The sequence below is a fragment of the Candidatus Glassbacteria bacterium genome (assembly GCA_019456185.1).
In the GTDB taxonomy this organism is placed as follows: Bacteria; Gemmatimonadota; Glassbacteria; order GWA2-58-10; family GWA2-58-10; genus JAJRTS01.
In genome coordinates, this window is sequence record VRUH01000062.1 from 5574 (window position 1) to 19951 (window position 14378).

Sequence of the window (14378 nt, forward strand, 5' to 3'; positions counted from 1 at the left end):
TAGTGAGCTTGGGGGGACACCTTCCGCGTTATCCTCCGGAGAGTACTAGAAGAGTGTTGAAAAATGCCTTCCGTGGCATTTTTCAAGGCGGTTTGCCATAACAAGTGAAGGCAAACCGTCCAAAATGCTTGACTTAAAGTCTGCGCATTTTGCCGCCACATCCTTGTGGCGCTTAGAAGCGTATTTTTTCAACACGCTTCTAGTCCAAGCCGGTTTTTTGTCTGAGCTCCTCGTGCAACCTGCGCAGGCCCACCAGATCCGCAGCCAGCGAATCCCGGCGCGCCTGGAGCAATTCGACCAGATCGGCGATATCTCCGGTGGAAAACCTGTCGAGTTCCTGCATCAGCCGAAGTTCCGTTTCGGGATCGGCAAGCTGGATATCGAACGCGAGTGATTCGGCCATCTGCTTGGGAGTCAGCGAGAAATCCTGGTAACCCTGCATGCGGTCCATCTCCGGCCCGCCCGACTCCAGCGTCCGGCTCTGGTCGCTGCCTTCCGGCCCCGCTACCCCGGCGCGGCTCGATGGCCCGGTCTCGTCGAACAGGGCCAGCTCCTGGGCGAACTCACCCAAGCGAGTACGCATCTCCCGCTCCTCGTCCAGCCGGCCGATATTATGCTCCAGAGCCGCCAGCGCGCGGCTCCAGCGACTTTCGATATCGGAGAGGAACGCGCTTTTCTCCGCAATTTCCTCCAGAGATTCACTCGCTCCGATTTTCACGAAACCGGCCAGCTCCACCAGTGATACCCGGCTGAGGTCGCGGTGTTCGGCCGGTTCCTCCTCGCCGCCGGCCACGGCGGCCAGCCGTTTCCTCCGCCCGCGTAGCGCCTCGAACTGCCGGGCCAGGTTACTGCGGGGAGCGGCCTGGGCTATTATCATCAGGCGGCTCAGCGAATCCAGCGCGGCGGTACAGGCGACCACGGCATCGAGACGGTACCCGTCAATCTCCTGCTGGAGATTGTCCAGCCGCGTATTAACCATGTCCAGGCTATCGGCCAGGCTCTGGCTGGCAGCCAGCACGGAGTTGAGACGGTACTTGTCCAGTGGTCCCGGTGTCCGGCCGGGCGAGCCGCGCAGACGGTCCCCGCGGGCGGCCAGGTCGCTGGAACGGATCAGCATTTTCGCGCGCACCTCGGCCAGCGAATCGTGGATCGTGCCCAGCGAATCGATCCTGGCTTCGAGGCTGTCCACCCGCGCCGTCACATCACCACCCTGGGCGTACAACCCAGCCGATGGAGCCAGAAGGACAGCCGCCAGCAGAATCAGCCTGAATTTTTGTTTTTGTTCGCGCATCCCGATCTGATTGTGTCAAATTTCTGACAGTTTACCGCGCCGTAGCGCTTAAAAATGCAAAAGCCGTGCCGTGCCGATCAATTCTCGCCATCATACGGCTCCGGCGCTCCGCTGGTCTTGCCGTACTTGGTGCGGGTAAACCTGTCGAGGTTATCCTTGTAGCGCCGTCCGGGAGGATAGTCGCCGGTCGTCTCGCGCCAGCGGTCGCACTCGTCCCGCAGCCTTTCCAGCCGGGCAGAGTAGTTGGGGTCGGCGGCGAGGTTGACAAACTCCCAGGGGTCACGTTCGGTATCGTAGAGTTCCTCCGCCGCGCGCGGCACCATGAACAGTCTCATCTGCCCGGCAGTGAGTGCGTTACGGTCGCGCGCGTCGAGCAGGCTGGTCCAGCTCTCGGAACCCATCAGGTCGCTGGAGCTGGTCCAGACACGCGGGCGACCGTTACGGACATACTTGTAGCGCTTGTCCCGCACGCCCCGCTGGTTGTCGTCGTGGTTGTGCCAGTTACGCTGGAGATGGACGTAGTCGCGAAGTTTCAGTTGCGGGTTCCTGAACAGACCGGTGGCGTCGAGACCGTGCATCGCGGCAGGAATTTTCATTCCGGCGGCGGCCAGCAAACTGGGCGCCAGGTCCACCGTGCTGATCAATGAATCGGACACCGCACCCGCCGGAGCCGTGCCCGGCCAACGAACCATCATCGGCACCCGGACCCCGCTATCGTAACACGACCCCTTGGCGCGCGGAAACGGCATCCCGTTGTCCGAGACAAATACAACCAGGGTAGTGTCCACCAGGTTCTGCTCCTCCAGCCAGCGATCGATCATGCCGATCTCGCGGTCCATGCGCGTGACCTCGTCGTAGTAGCCCGCCAGTTCGGCGCGAGTGGGCTTGTCGTCCACCAAATACGGCGGCACAACAGAATCGGCCGGATCCGCTGGATCGGGCAGGGTGTCGGGCTGGTAGGGACGGTGCGGATCATGAAAACCGACCGCCAGGAAAAACGGGCGGTCCGCGGGCCGTTGCTCGAGAGCCTGCTTCCAGTCCCATTCGCTGTCGAGCACGAGATCGAACTGGTCAGCACCCACCGGTCCCAGGTGCAGCTTGCCGACATTAACGCTCCAGTAGCCCTGTTCGCGAAGGTAACCGGGCAGAATCCTGGTTCCCTCCGGCAGCGGGACATGCAAGCTCTCCGCCCCGGTTGCATGGGGGTACCTGCCCGTAAACATCGAGGTGCGGCTGGGGCTGCAACTGCTGGTGGTCACGAACGCGGAAGTGAACCTTACGCTCTGAGTCGCCAGCCGGTCGAGATTCTCCGTGCGGATTGTCGGGTGAGCATAGCAGCCCAGGTCACAGTCGCCGAGGTCATCGGCTATCAGCAACAAAATATTCGGCCTGCCCCTTGAACCACCCGGCGCGGCTCGTCCTCCCGGCGCTGCGGCCGCCAACGCCGCTGCCGCAATGCCGCCGAAGAATTTCCTGCGATCGAGTTTTGTCATCGGTAGCTCTCCGATTCCAGGGTGGAAAGAATCTGTTGATCTCTATTTTCTGTAAAATATAAGCTGCGACAGGGTCACGACACGGGGCGGCACCGGCGCTGCCAGCGCCGGCGGGCCGTCGGCACGCGCGCATGTTTCATGCGCGTGCCGCCCCGTCCGGGTTCCCCCGAGTATCAATATTTCCATCGAACCATGCGATCACTCGTCACGGTACGGTCCGGGGCCGCCCAGAATCTCCCGCCGCACCTCTCCGCTGTAAACGTCCATCAGATCCATCCGCCGCCGGTTGGGATCCACATCGCCGCCCGTTTCCGCCAGCCAGCGGTCGCATTCGGCGGCCATGCGCTCCAGGTGGCCGCGGTAGTGATCGACCGCGTGCAGGTCGGTAAACTCCCAGGGATCGGCTGCGGTGTCGAAAAGTTCCTCCGCCGCCCGCGGCGCCATGAACAGCCTCATCTGCTCGCGGGTCAGACAGCCGGCGTCGCGCTCGGCAAGCAGCGACTTGTAGCTCGGCGAGTCGAGCGCGTCGAGAGGCACGGTCAACATCTGGCGCGGGAAATAGTTGCGGATATACTTGAACCGTTTATCGCGTACGGCCCGCACGTGATCGTCCAGATCGTGCCAGTTGGTCTGGAGGTGGACATACTCCCGCGCGCCGGCAGTGGAGGGATCTCTAAAGAGTGCGCTCTGGTCCAGCCCCTGCATCCCGTCGGCGCCACTCTCCCCCACCAGTCCCAGCATACTCGGGGCCAGGTCGACCAGGCTGAACAGCTCGTCGCAGACTGTTCCTGCCGGGAAACGGTCCGGCCAGCGGACGATCAGCGGGGTGCGGCAGCCGGAGTCGTAACACGTGGTCTTGGCGCGGGGGAAAGGCATCCCGTTGTCGGAGAAAAAGACGATCACCGTATTATCGGCCAGTCCGTGGTCGGAGAGCCACTTGTCCAGCTCGCCTGTTTCCCGGTCCAGGCGCGTCACCTCGTCGCAGTACATCGCCAGATCGCCCCGCACCATCTCGGAGTCGGGAAGATACGGCGGGACCACCATGCTGCCCGGGTCGGCGGGGTCGGGCAGGGTGTCGGTCTGGTAGCTCCGGTGCGGGTCATAAAACGCGACTGTCAGAAAAAACGGCTTGCCGTCCGGTATTTCTGGCAGCACTTTCCTCCAGGCGCCCACTTCGCTCTCCACCCTGTCGAACTGGGAGGCGGCTTTTTCTCCCATGTGGAATTTTCCCGCAATCGCCGAATAATAACCCAGGTCCTTAAGAAACGATGGCAGCAGGGGGATCCCCTCGGGGATCGGCACGTGAAGGTCCTCGGCGCCCGTGGCGTGGGGATAGCGGCCGGTGAATGTCGACGCCCGGCTGGGGCTGCAGCTGCTGGTGGTGACAAACGCCGAGGTGAACCGGACCCCCTGACCGGCGATCCGGTCCAGGTTTTCCGTGCGGATGGTGGGATGCCCGTAGCACCCCAGGTCGCCGTCGCCTAGGTCATCGGCGATCAGCCAGATTATATTCGGCCTGTCGGGCATCGGAACCTGCTCCTTGAAGAAAATGTTTTACTGATCCCGGATTGTCTGCGGAAGGGGTACTGGTTACAGTAAAAATCTGACAGCAGTTGAAAAATTACAATCAATCCCGGCAGCCGCAATGGTCTTGACGGATGAGACAAATTATTTGTTTCCTGATGAATAAACAGTTGGAACTGGAGAAAAGTTAACGTTGACCGGAGAAACCTGATGGGACTTGCGGAAGGGAAGTTCGGCTATTTCGACGAGTAGCGGCGGGAGTACGTGATCACCCGGCCGGGCGCGCAACAGCTGGCTCACCAGCAGCGCTAGCTGGTTCACCCTGGCCGCTCAGCAGTATATCCTCGGAGTCCGGCCCGAGTTCGACGGCCTGCGGATCGATCCGGTGGTACCGGGCTGGAAAAATTTTCGCGATACCCGCAAATCCCGCGGCGCAAACTACGAGATCTATGTCACAAATCCCGGTGGAGTCCAGCGCGGCGTGAAATCGGTGACTGTCGATGGCAAGGAGATCGAAGGAAACCTGCTGCCGGTTGCTCAAGCCGGGGAGATGGTGAAAGTGCAAGTGGTGATGGAGTGAACAGCCAGCGAAAATACAAAAGCCAAGGCGGCGGGCGGCGCGCGCATGAAACATGCGCCCCTGGAGACGGGTTTCGCCCGTCTCCAGGGCGGGGCCTCCGGCACCGGCGCCGCCCGCCGCCATTGAGCCTACCGCATAAGCTGCTAATCACCTTCCGTTAAAAGTAAAATAGTTATTCCTTATTGCCCTTCTGCTCCTCCCAGATCTCCTTTATTTTCTCCAGCGTCTTCGCCCGGTTACGCTCCATCTCCGCCCGGCTGCCCGATTTCACCACCCCGCTGGCCGCACCCGGGTGTCCGCTGCCGATATCCAGCGTGCGCATGATCTCCCCGATATCAAACTGCGCGTAGTGCCGCTGCCCTGCCAGGGTCAGGCTCATCGAGAACGACAGGTCGTTGGTGCGCAGCCTGCGCCGGAACAACGGCGAGACCTCCAGCACGGCCAGCGATTCCGGCGCATGGATCTGGGCCAGGTTTTTCACTATCCGGGCCTTGCGCGTATGCTCGCTGAAATCGAGCAGGATAATTTCGCCCGCCTCGTCCAGAAACCCCATCTCCTTGCCGACAAAGGCCAGCATGCTCTCCTCCTCGGCCCGGAACCGGTCGGCGCGGACAGCCACCTCATCGGTGGCGGCGACCTGCTCCAGGCTCTGATCCATCAGCGCCAGGCACATCCAGCATAGGAACTCCCGCCGGTCGCTGATTGTCCCCTCGCGGACCTTGATCGCACAGTCGATCCGGGAGGCCGGCGTTTCCGTGCGCCACTGCTCGATCGACTCGTAGCCGAACGTGTCGATCACATCGGCGGCGGCGGCGATCTGCTCCAGTTCCTGGTCGATTTCGAACTCTTCGGCGAAAAAATCGACAATCACGCGGGCGCATGAGGGAGCGAGCTTGCGCAGGCCCGGTATCTCGCCCTGGTCGAACCCGCGCAGTTCGAGATCATCGAAATTGGCCACGTGGTGATCGAACCACATCCCGCCCTGCAGGGGGTAGGGCAGGTCGCAGACGATATCGAAACCGCTGGTGGAAATCCGGCTGTGGATAATATCGTTCGGCCCGGCGAACGCGAAATTCTCGATCTCCAGAAAATATCCCGCCAGCGCCGCGCTGGCGATCCCGTCGAAATCGTCGTGGGTCACTATCCTGTCGTACTGCATATCCTGTCAACTCCCCGTTCTCCGGCATTATCGGGCATTCCGGTCACGGCGGCAAGTTATGCTCCTGCCTGCGCCAAGTCAAGCCGCCGTCACGCCCCGACTTGACATTGCGCTCCCGAACGGGCTAATATGTTCAGGTTTCCCAATACTTATAGATGTAGGTCCGCCCGGCCGCGCCGGCCCGCACAAAGGAGGCCCAGTTGAGAAAGTCCCTGCCGCATGTTCTGAGAGCCGTTCTGCTTACCCTGTGTACCGCTGCCGCTCTGTTTGCCGGTAACAACAAGCAGAAGAAAACCGCCTGGAACTGGATGGAAGCCAACCGTCAGACCGCCATGGCTGCATCGCGGGCTGTCTGGGAAAACCCGGAGATCGGCGAGCTGGAGTACAAATCCAGTGCGGCGCTGGCCTCCTACCTCGAGCGCAACGGGTTCACGATCGAGCGCGGCGTGGCCGACATGCCCACCGCCTGGGTGGCGACATTCTCCAACGGCGATGGCCCGTCGCTGGGCTACCTGGCCGAGTTTGACGCGCTGCCCGGACTGAGCCAGGAAGCAGGCAATCCTGTCAAAACACCTATCGTCCAGGGCGGCGCCGGCCACGGCTGCGGCCACAGCCTGCTGGGCGCGGGCAGCGCCTATGCAGCCGCCGGGGTTAAAGCCGCGATGGTGGAGCACAATATCCCAGGCTCGGTCAAAGTCTTCGGGACTCCCGCCGAGGAAACCCTGGTTGGTAAGGTTTATATGATCCGCGATGGAGTGTTCGACGGGCTGGATATCGCCCTGGGCTGGCACCCCGGCAGCGTCAATTCCGTGGTCTATCGCAGCAGCCTGGCGATGAGTTCGATCAAGTTCCGCTTCCACGGCAAAACCGCCCACGGGGCCGGCGACCCGCATCACGGCCGCAGCGCCCTGGACGCGGTGGAGTTGACCAACACCGGTGTCAATTTCATGCGGGAACACGTGATCGAGAAAGCGCGTATCCACTACGTGATCTCCGACGGTGGCGGCGCGCCAAACGTGGTCCCCGACCGCGCCGAGGTCTGGTATTTCGTCCGTGCGCCGAAAACGGAGCAGCAGCGGCCGATCTACGACTGGGTCCGCACGATCGCCAAGGGCGCCTCGATCATGACCGAGACCACCCTGGAGGAGGAACTGCTCACCTCCTGCCGCGAGTTCATGCTCAACGATCCGCTTGCGAAACTGCTGCAGGAAAACTACGAGCAGGTCGGTCCGCCGGATTTCGACCAGGCCGACTGGCAGTTCGCCGCCGAACTGGCGAAGAATTTCGACGATCCCCCCGAGGTGCTGCTGGACACGACCGTGGCCGAGCTGAAAATTGTCCCGCCGGATGAGTGGGAGTGGGGCATGGGCTCGGTGGATGACGGCGACGTGAGCTGGAATTTCCCCTACGGCCGGATCACCGCCGCCTGCGCGGCGCGGGGCGGCAACGGGCACTCGTGGCACATGGTCACCTGCGCCGGCAGCGACATCGGCTTCAAGGGCATGACAACCGCCGCCCGCGTGCTGGCCGGAGCCGGGGTCGAGGTCCTGCTGAACAAAAAGATTCGCGACGCCGCCTGGGAGGACTTCCACATGAAGCTCGACGGCCGCAGCTACGAGTGCGGCATACCAGACGGGCTCCGTCCGCCCCACAGCCGCCCGGGACAGGAAAACTATACGAGCCGGTAATGCATCCGCATTTGCCGGGACCAGGATGGAACATTGGCGGATAAACCCAGCAAACCCTTCAGCCTGCTGATCAAGCCGGTGGGCAGCCTGTGCAACCTGGACTGCGACTACTGCTTCTACCTCGGCACGGACAGCGAGCTGGGCTACGACAAACACCTGAGCGTGATGCCCGACGAGGTGCTGGAACAACTCTGCACCGACTACCTGGGCTACCGGTTCCCCACCTCCGTGTTCACCTGGCAGGGCGGCGAGCCGACCGTGGCCGGACTGGAGTTTTTCCGCAAGGTGGTGGACTTGCAGATGACCCTCGGCACCGGCGGCCAGAGCGTGGCCAACGCCCTGCAGACCAACGGCGTGCTGATCGGCCGCGAATGGGCGGAGTTCCTTCGCGACTACCGTTTCCTGGTGGGAGTCAGCCTGGACGGCCCGGCGGAAATCCACGACCACCACCGGATCGACCGGGGAGGCGGGCCCACCTGGAGACGGGTAATGGACGGGATCGAACACCTGCACGACGCCGGAGCCGAGTTCAATATCCTGACCATGGTTACCGCGCTCAGCCAGGCCAAGGGACGGGAAATCTACCGCTGGCTGGTAAGCCGGGGATTCACCCACCTCCAGTTCATCCCCTGCGTGGAGTACCTCCCCGGCACCGGCGAACCCGCGCCGCAGAACGTCACGCCCGAGGGCTACGGGCAGTTTTTGTGCGACATATTCGACGAGTGGTACCACGCCGGGGATATCCACCGCATCAGCGTGCGCACGTTCGATGCGGTGGTGGGCAAGCTGGCCGGGCACTACCAGCTCAGCCTCTGCAATTTCGGCGAGAAGTGCGACCATTACCTGGTGGTGGAGAAAGACGGCGGGGTCTACCCCTGCGACTTTTTTGTCGAGCGGCGCTGGAGCCTGGGCAACATCATGGACAAGCCCCTGGCCGCGATGTTCAACTCCGACCGGGAGCGCTCGTTCGCCGAGCTGAAATGCAGCTACCCCGAGGCCTGTAAGAGCTGCCCGCACCTGGAACTCTGCCGGGGCGGCTGCCCCAAGGACCGCCTGGCCGCCGGCGGGGGAAAGTTCGGCAAACCGACTTACCTCTGCGCGGGGCTGAAAAAGTTTTTCGACCACACCGGGGACCGTGTGCGCGAACTGGCCGCGACAGTGGCCAGTCAGCGGCAGCAGCCACCGCCCCCCACCCGTCCCCGGATTGCGGTGGCGGTGGGCGGCGATAGCCTCAGCCGCAACGCCCCGTGTCCCTGCGGCTCGGGAAAAAAGTACAAGCACTGCTGCATGCAGGGTTGACCTTGTGAGGAGAATGATATGAAAACGTTCATGGTCATTTTGGCTTGCCTGGTGATTGCTACTGGCCTGATGGCGGCCCCGGATACTGAGGAGCAGACAAAAATCGACACGCTGATAACCGAGCCGCATGAGGCCGATGACCTGCCCGAAGCTGTTGTTGCCTGGCTGGAGACCAGGGATTTGCTGATTCCGCTGCCATGGGAAGAAGGTTTGCCTGTTGTTCCCGGTGCTGTAGAGAGCAACACAATTACCGGTTCATTCATTAAAGCTGGTCAGCAGGACATTGCTGTGCTGACAGTATCCAAAGGCGCAATAGATGACAGCTGCAAACTGTGGGTATTTCCTAAGAGTGATACACTTGAGCCTGTTGTGATCGGATCACAAAAAGGGAATTTTTATCCCGGATCACGGTGGTGGCCAGTTTTCGGTAACAAATCTCAATTGAGATACGCATGGCGGATCAGTCCACTGTATCCGCAAGAATATATTCTCATATATAAGGAGCGAACAGTTGACGCGGAAACTCTTCCGGAACTGACTTGCGATGGAATCCGTATCTGGATAGGGGACAAGATGGGCGGTTCTTTTTACTACTTCGATGGAGAAAAATGGATTCATATGTCTTACTTGGGTTGCTAGAAAAAGTCCCTCTATACACCAGCCGCCGAATTTTGTATAATAGATGGATGGCGAAAAGTCTCATTTCAGGAATATCGGGATTTAGCTTTACGGGCAAATAATTATGCTTAACACCATAGCAAAAATACTCCCGGCTCTAATGCTGATGTTCGCATTAGGCGTGCGCGCCGAGACGGTGCACAAGACCTATTTCGAGAACACGGACTACGAGCTGCATGTCTACGAGATCCACGGCCACGATGCCGGACCCACGATGATGATTATCGGCGGGATCCAGGGCAACGAGCCGGGCGGCTATCTCTCGGCCGACCTGTACGCGGATATCAGCCTGGCCAGGGGCAACCTGATCGTGGTGCCGCGCGCCAATTTCCACGCCATCCTGCTCAACCAGCGCGGACCCAACGGCGACATGAACCGCAAGTTCGCCGACCAGCGCGACCAGGACACCGAGGCCCGGATCGTGACGATCCTCAAGGAGCTGATCAGCCGGAGCGACGTGCTGCTCAACCTTCACGACGGCTCCGGGTTCTACCGCCCGAGCTATGAAGATGATATGCACAACCCGATGCGCTTCGGCCAGTCGATTATCGCCGACGCGGATGTCTACCATGCTCCCATAAGCGGCAAGGTGATCGAGCTGGGACAGATCGCCGAGCGGATCTGCGAGCAGGTGAACGTCTACGTGGAACAGGAGCACTACAAGTTCCGCTTCAACAACCACAACACGGTCAGCAACACCACCAAACACATGGAGCAGCGCCTCAGCGCAACCTACTACTCGCTTACGCGCCACGAGATACCGGCGTTCGGCATCGAGAGCAGCAAGCAGATCCGCTCCAACGAACTCAAGATGCGGCACAAGGCGATGGTGATCAACGCGTTCATGGGCGAGTTCGGGATCGTGCCGGAAAACCCGAAAATCCTGGTGGAAAAACCCAAGCTGAACCATCTGATCGTACTGATCAACGGCAGTGAGCGGGTGGCGGTCAAGGACGGCGAAACGCTGCAGCTCGCTCCCGGCGACCGGGTTGTGATCGAGCATATCGACATGGACAACTACCGCCGGGGGCTGGCCGCGGATATAATCGGCATGGGCCAGCTCAACGATCTCGGCAAGGACTACCAGGTCAATTTCCCGACCCGGATTATCATCCGCAAGGACAGTTTCAAGTGCGCCTCGATAGACATCCGCCTTTCCGGCAGCAAGGTGGTGGCCGGCGCCTCGCGGGTGGCCGAGCTGGCGAGAGAATTCCCGCAACTCGAGTTCCTGACCGTGACTGTCGACGGGGAACGCCGCGAGGTGAGCGACGGGGACACGCTGGAGGTGCGGAAAGGGCAGGTGCTGGTAATCACAGAGGCGGTGATTGACAAGCCGAGCTACGGCAAGAGCCTGGTGGTCAATTTCAAGGGGTTTGTCGGCAACAGGGCCATCAACACCGGCGAGGACCGCGGTTACGAAATCCATACCGACAACGGGATGATGCGCAAGTACAGCCTGGAGGGCAAGGGCAAGGCCTACCCGATCGTAGTCAGCTGCATGGGCCGGGATATCGGCAAGGTGGTAGTGCGCTTTCTCGACCCTCAGGCCTCGGCGCTGGATTGATATATAGCTTACATTTCCTTAAGATAAAGATACCTTAGACCAAAACAATGGGCTCATATTTTCTGTTTTTCTCAACCAAAAAGGGAAAAGTATTTCTTTCTTCTTTTGTGGCCAAAAGCAAAAGCCTTCACCGGGCCGAACTCGCATCAACTCTTAAAGCTATGCAACCTGAATGTATATCAGTTTCTGAAACCGCTGCTTTTGCTTGAGGCCTGAATTGCCGCAAGTGCGGCGGCAATTGAAGGCGCGCCTAACTCTGGTGAGTCTTATGATCTGAAGTGGGATGCTTGGTAAAAAAACCGCTACCCATTGCCTTGGCTCAGACATGCGGCCCGGTTGTTTGCCCCACCCTTCATCCCCAAAAACACAGAGCCGCTACATGAATTTATGATATAAATGGTTCCTTAGTGAAGCCCAAACCTCAAGCGGCCGGAGGCCGCTCCCGCTGCGCCGCATGTCTGAGCCAACTCAGCCACAGCGGATTATTTACCCTTGATCCCACGTCATATCATATGGCCGTCGAGGGTCGGAGTCCTTCGCGAGGTCCGGCGCGGCTTTTTGCGACGGGGCGAGCGCAGGCCCGCACGGCCGGTAGCGCCTGAATCGCCACGATTACATACCCGCCGGGGTATCCTTAATTGGCCCTGCGAGTTCGGCGCAGCAGAGATTTTTGTTTCTTTTCATCGACTGGAAAAGAAAAAAAACAAAGGGAAGCCAATTATTACTCCCCGATTACTTTCACGATCACCCGTTTCTTCCTCCGCCCGTCGAACTCACAGTAGTACACCTGCTGCCACGGCCCCAGGTCCAGACGGCCGTCGGTAACGGGCAGCACCACCTGTTGATGGACCAGGATACTCTTGAGGTGCGCATCCCCGTTGTCCTCACCGGTGCGGTGGTGACGGTAGTCCTTGCCGAACGGCGCCAGGTTTTCCAGCATCTCGTCAATATCGGCGATAATCCCGCTCTCGGCGTCGTTGACCCAGACCCCGGCTGTGATATGCATTGCGCTGACCAGGCACAGCCCCTCGCTCACTCCGCTTTCGGCCACCGCCCCGGCGACATCGTCGGTGATCCGAATATAGTCCCTGCGTTTGTCCACATTGAACCACAGATACTTGGTATGCGATTTCATCCTGCCTCCTGGTGTTTCGGGTTATGGATTCGCGCTCAGTTCGTGTCTCGAGATGATATCGTAAATCGGGCCGCGGGGGGTGAGCGTGCTCTTGATCACGCAAACTTCGCTCACGGTCCAGGCCGGCCAGTCTGGCGACGCCGCCGCTCTGGTCCTTTCCCAGTCCGGCGGCGGACCGGGCCGTCGTCCCGCGCGGGCCAGGGTCAGGTGGGCGCTAAACGGTTTATCCGCCCTGCCGAAGCCGGACTCTTCCAGCCGCTCCTCGATCCCCGCGGCGAGTTCGGTCAGGTTGTCGATGTGCGCCAGCCCCAGCCAGACAACTCTCGGTTTACGAGGCGAACCGAAATGGCCCAGTCCGGTCGGCCGCAGGTCGAAAGAGGATATCGCGGCGGCAGCGCCCGCCACTGCCACGCTCGCATCCTCCAGCCGCGCCGTCTCTATCTCGCCCAGGAAGCGGAGGGTCAGATGAATATTGGCGGCCTTGACCCATTTCATTCCCGGCATGAGATCGTCCAGTGCGCCGGACAGCTCGCCGATCGCCGCACGCAAATCCGCCGGCGGTTCCAGGGCGATAAAAGTACGCATCCGCTCTCCCCTTATCAGTTGTCGAACGAGTGTTGGAATGATATGTCGATTTCCTGTCACCTAATATTCAGCATCCATGACGGATTGACAACACTCAGCTTGCGGTTGATTGACATCGTGTGAGGGATCAGCTTATTATTATGCCGCGGCGATGCGATCGATACCGGGGAGGCGGGAATGCGGCTAAGGTTTACCCTTTTCACATTTTGGATGGCGCTGTTGAGCGTTGCGGTCCCGATAGCGGATTACGGATTATCCCCGGCGGTGGCGGCCGGGCTTAGCTGGCGAACCCTCATCTCTCCGGCTCAGCTTCCGCTGCCCAGGGTCCAGGAGAGGCCGAACTATCCGCAGGGTTCACTGGGCAAGTGGCCGGGCGGCCACAAGGCGCCCAGCTTCATTGTCACCCTGTTCGTGATCGGGCTGCTGGCCGCAGCGGTGGTGGCGTTCGTAATTTACGCCGGGCGGCAGAAAAAAGCTGAGCGGGAGGCGGCCGAGAAGCTGCGCAGGCGGCGGGAATCGGATGATAAGTAATCGTTTCCGCGGATCACTGCCCAACTTCAGGCATGGAGGTATACATTGACAGGCACTGCAACGAAAAATAAATCCGGCGTTCAGCACAGCAACCCCGGATTGTTTATTATCCTGCGTCCCCGCGATGACGCGTACTCGATTTTGCGCCGGGTGTCGCGGGCCTCAGCGAGTGAACGGACGGCCAAGGACTTCGTGGATTTTTTCGGCAACCTCAGCGTGATGGTCCATTTCGGGCCGCTGAGCACGGAGCTGGTGGACGATGAAGACCGCTGGCGGGAGTTGGTCCCGCGCTGCGGCCAGGGACTGGACGCCGAGCGCGAAATCTACACCGGCGGCAGTGGCAGCCAGCAGTTCATGATTGTGTACCTGACGGATAAAGCCACCGGCAAGGAACTGCCCCGCTGGAAGGAACTGGTGAAGTGGATTGTGGAGCGGTTTTATTGAGCGCCAATGGATCCAACTGATATCATCGGCAGGGGAAAACAAAGGCGCACCAATGAGGTGCGCCTTCGAGTTTGCCGCTCATTAGCGAGAGGTCGAAATCAAACTGTCCCCGCTGACCTTGTATTTGCCCGGCGTGATAACCGAGTCCTCAAGCATCGTCTTGTCGCCGCTCCACCAGACCTTGCGCTTATAACTCTCTAACGCTTCGTTCAGCCCCTCAACGCTGTCAGGCGTTGGTACGGCTATCAACTTCCACCGCATCCCCTCGCCGATTCCATGAAGCCCAACGGATACAGAATCGGGCCAGCGGGTCGCTCGGAGATATGTTATAATCGAGTAGCCTATCGAGTCAGCCACCGTCACCGTATCGGTAAAGATCGAGTGAGCCAGCGCGGGTTGTATTGTAT

Annotated in this window: 13 protein-coding genes; 7 read left to right on the plus strand and 6 right to left on the minus strand. The window is 60.4% G+C overall.

The window, feature by feature from the left end; translation table 11 throughout:
- Positions 1–199: 199 nt before the first annotated feature.
- The 3 genes from FVQ81_15875 to FVQ81_15885 all read right to left on the minus strand — a co-directional run bounded on the left by FVQ81_15875 (position 200) and on the right by FVQ81_15885 (position 4311).
- Entirely contained in the window at positions 200–1291 is a 1092-nt protein-coding gene (locus tag FVQ81_15875) for a hypothetical protein (protein MBW7998010.1), read from the minus strand.
- A gap of 77 nt (positions 1292–1368) precedes the next feature.
- Positions 1369–2784 (minus strand): sulfatase, encoded by a 1416-nt coding sequence (locus FVQ81_15880; protein MBW7998011.1) that lies wholly within the window; start codon positions 2782–2784, stop codon positions 1369–1371.
- 198 nt (positions 2785–2982) lie between these two features.
- Complete coding sequence (locus FVQ81_15885) at positions 2983–4311, minus strand: sulfatase (protein MBW7998012.1); 1329 nt, start codon at positions 4309–4311, stop codon at positions 2983–2985.
- Positions 4312–4693: 382 nt separating this feature from the next.
- Between FVQ81_15885 and FVQ81_15890 the strand changes: the two genes are divergently transcribed.
- Complete coding sequence (locus tag FVQ81_15890; GenBank protein MBW7998013.1) at positions 4694–4888, plus strand: hypothetical protein; 195 nt, start codon at positions 4694–4696, stop codon at positions 4886–4888.
- 172 nt (positions 4889–5060) lie between these two features.
- Here FVQ81_15890 and FVQ81_15895 read toward each other — a convergent pair whose 3' ends face one another.
- Positions 5061–6047: a hypothetical protein gene (locus FVQ81_15895; protein MBW7998014.1), complete on the minus strand. Its 987-nt coding sequence runs from the start codon at positions 6045–6047 to the stop codon at positions 5061–5063.
- Between the two features lie 200 nt (positions 6048–6247).
- Here FVQ81_15895 and FVQ81_15900 point away from each other — a divergent pair, with 200 nt between their 5' ends.
- The 4 genes from FVQ81_15900 to FVQ81_15915 all read left to right on the plus strand — a co-directional run bounded on the left by FVQ81_15900 (position 6248) and on the right by FVQ81_15915 (position 11276).
- A complete protein-coding gene (locus tag FVQ81_15900) occupies positions 6248–7735 on the plus strand; it encodes an amidohydrolase (protein MBW7998015.1) in 1488 nt (495 codons plus the stop codon).
- Positions 7736–7738: 3 nt separating this feature from the next.
- On the plus strand, positions 7739–9034 hold the full coding sequence (locus tag FVQ81_15905) for an anaerobic sulfatase maturase (GenBank protein ID MBW7998016.1): 1296 nt from the start codon (positions 7739–7741) through the stop codon (positions 9032–9034).
- An 18-nt stretch (positions 9035–9052) separates the two neighbouring features.
- Positions 9053–9673 carry a hypothetical protein gene (locus FVQ81_15910; GenBank protein MBW7998017.1) on the plus strand — a complete coding sequence of 207 codons (621 nt, stop codon included), beginning with the start codon at positions 9053–9055 and terminating at the stop codon, positions 9671–9673.
- Between the two features lie 103 nt (positions 9674–9776).
- Positions 9777–11276 carry a hypothetical protein gene (locus FVQ81_15915; GenBank protein ID MBW7998018.1) on the plus strand — a complete coding sequence of 500 codons (1500 nt, stop codon included), beginning with the start codon at positions 9777–9779 and terminating at the stop codon, positions 11274–11276.
- 721 nt (positions 11277–11997) lie between these two features.
- Here FVQ81_15915 and FVQ81_15920 read toward each other — a convergent pair.
- Both FVQ81_15920 and thpR read right to left on the minus strand, forming a co-directional pair.
- Positions 11998–12411, minus strand: a complete 414-nt coding sequence (locus FVQ81_15920) for a YjbQ family protein (GenBank protein ID MBW7998019.1) — start codon at positions 12409–12411, stop codon at positions 11998–12000.
- Between the two features lie 21 nt (positions 12412–12432).
- Entirely contained in the window at positions 12433–13056 is a 624-nt protein-coding gene (thpR, locus tag FVQ81_15925) for an RNA 2',3'-cyclic phosphodiesterase (protein MBW7998020.1), read from the minus strand.
- Between the two features lie 159 nt (positions 13057–13215).
- Between thpR and FVQ81_15930 the strand changes: the two genes are divergently transcribed.
- Entirely contained in the window at positions 13216–13527 is a 312-nt protein-coding gene (locus FVQ81_15930) for a hypothetical protein (GenBank protein ID MBW7998021.1), read from the plus strand.
- 45 nt (positions 13528–13572) lie between these two features.
- The gene (locus FVQ81_15935; protein MBW7998022.1) at positions 13573–13971 is read left to right on the plus strand and encodes a hypothetical protein; all 399 of its coding nucleotides are present in this window, start codon (positions 13573–13575) and stop codon (positions 13969–13971) included.
- Positions 13972–14378: the final 407 nt, after the last annotated feature.

Bases quoted from the DNA above. Each gene is read 5' to 3' on its own strand.
- FVQ81_15875 (MBW7998010.1), bottom strand. From the start codon at position 1,291: ATGCGCGAACAAAAACAAAAATTCAGGCTGATTCTGCTGGCGGCTGTC.
- FVQ81_15920 (MBW7998019.1), bottom strand. From the start codon at position 12,411: ATGAAATCGCATACCAAGTATCTGTGGTTCAATGTGGACAAACGCAGG.
- FVQ81_15895 (MBW7998014.1), bottom strand. From the start codon at position 6,047: ATGCAGTACGACAGGATAGTGACCCACGACGATTTCGACGGGATCGCC.
- FVQ81_15885 (MBW7998012.1), bottom strand. From the start codon at position 4,311: ATGCCCGACAGGCCGAATATAATCTGGCTGATCGCCGATGACCTAGGC.
- FVQ81_15915 (MBW7998018.1), top strand. From the start codon at position 9,777: ATGCTTAACACCATAGCAAAAATACTCCCGGCTCTAATGCTGATGTTC.
- FVQ81_15880 (MBW7998011.1), bottom strand. From the start codon at position 2,784: ATGACAAAACTCGATCGCAGGAAATTCTTCGGCGGCATTGCGGCAGCG.
- FVQ81_15910 (MBW7998017.1), top strand. From the start codon at position 9,053: ATGAAAACGTTCATGGTCATTTTGGCTTGCCTGGTGATTGCTACTGGC.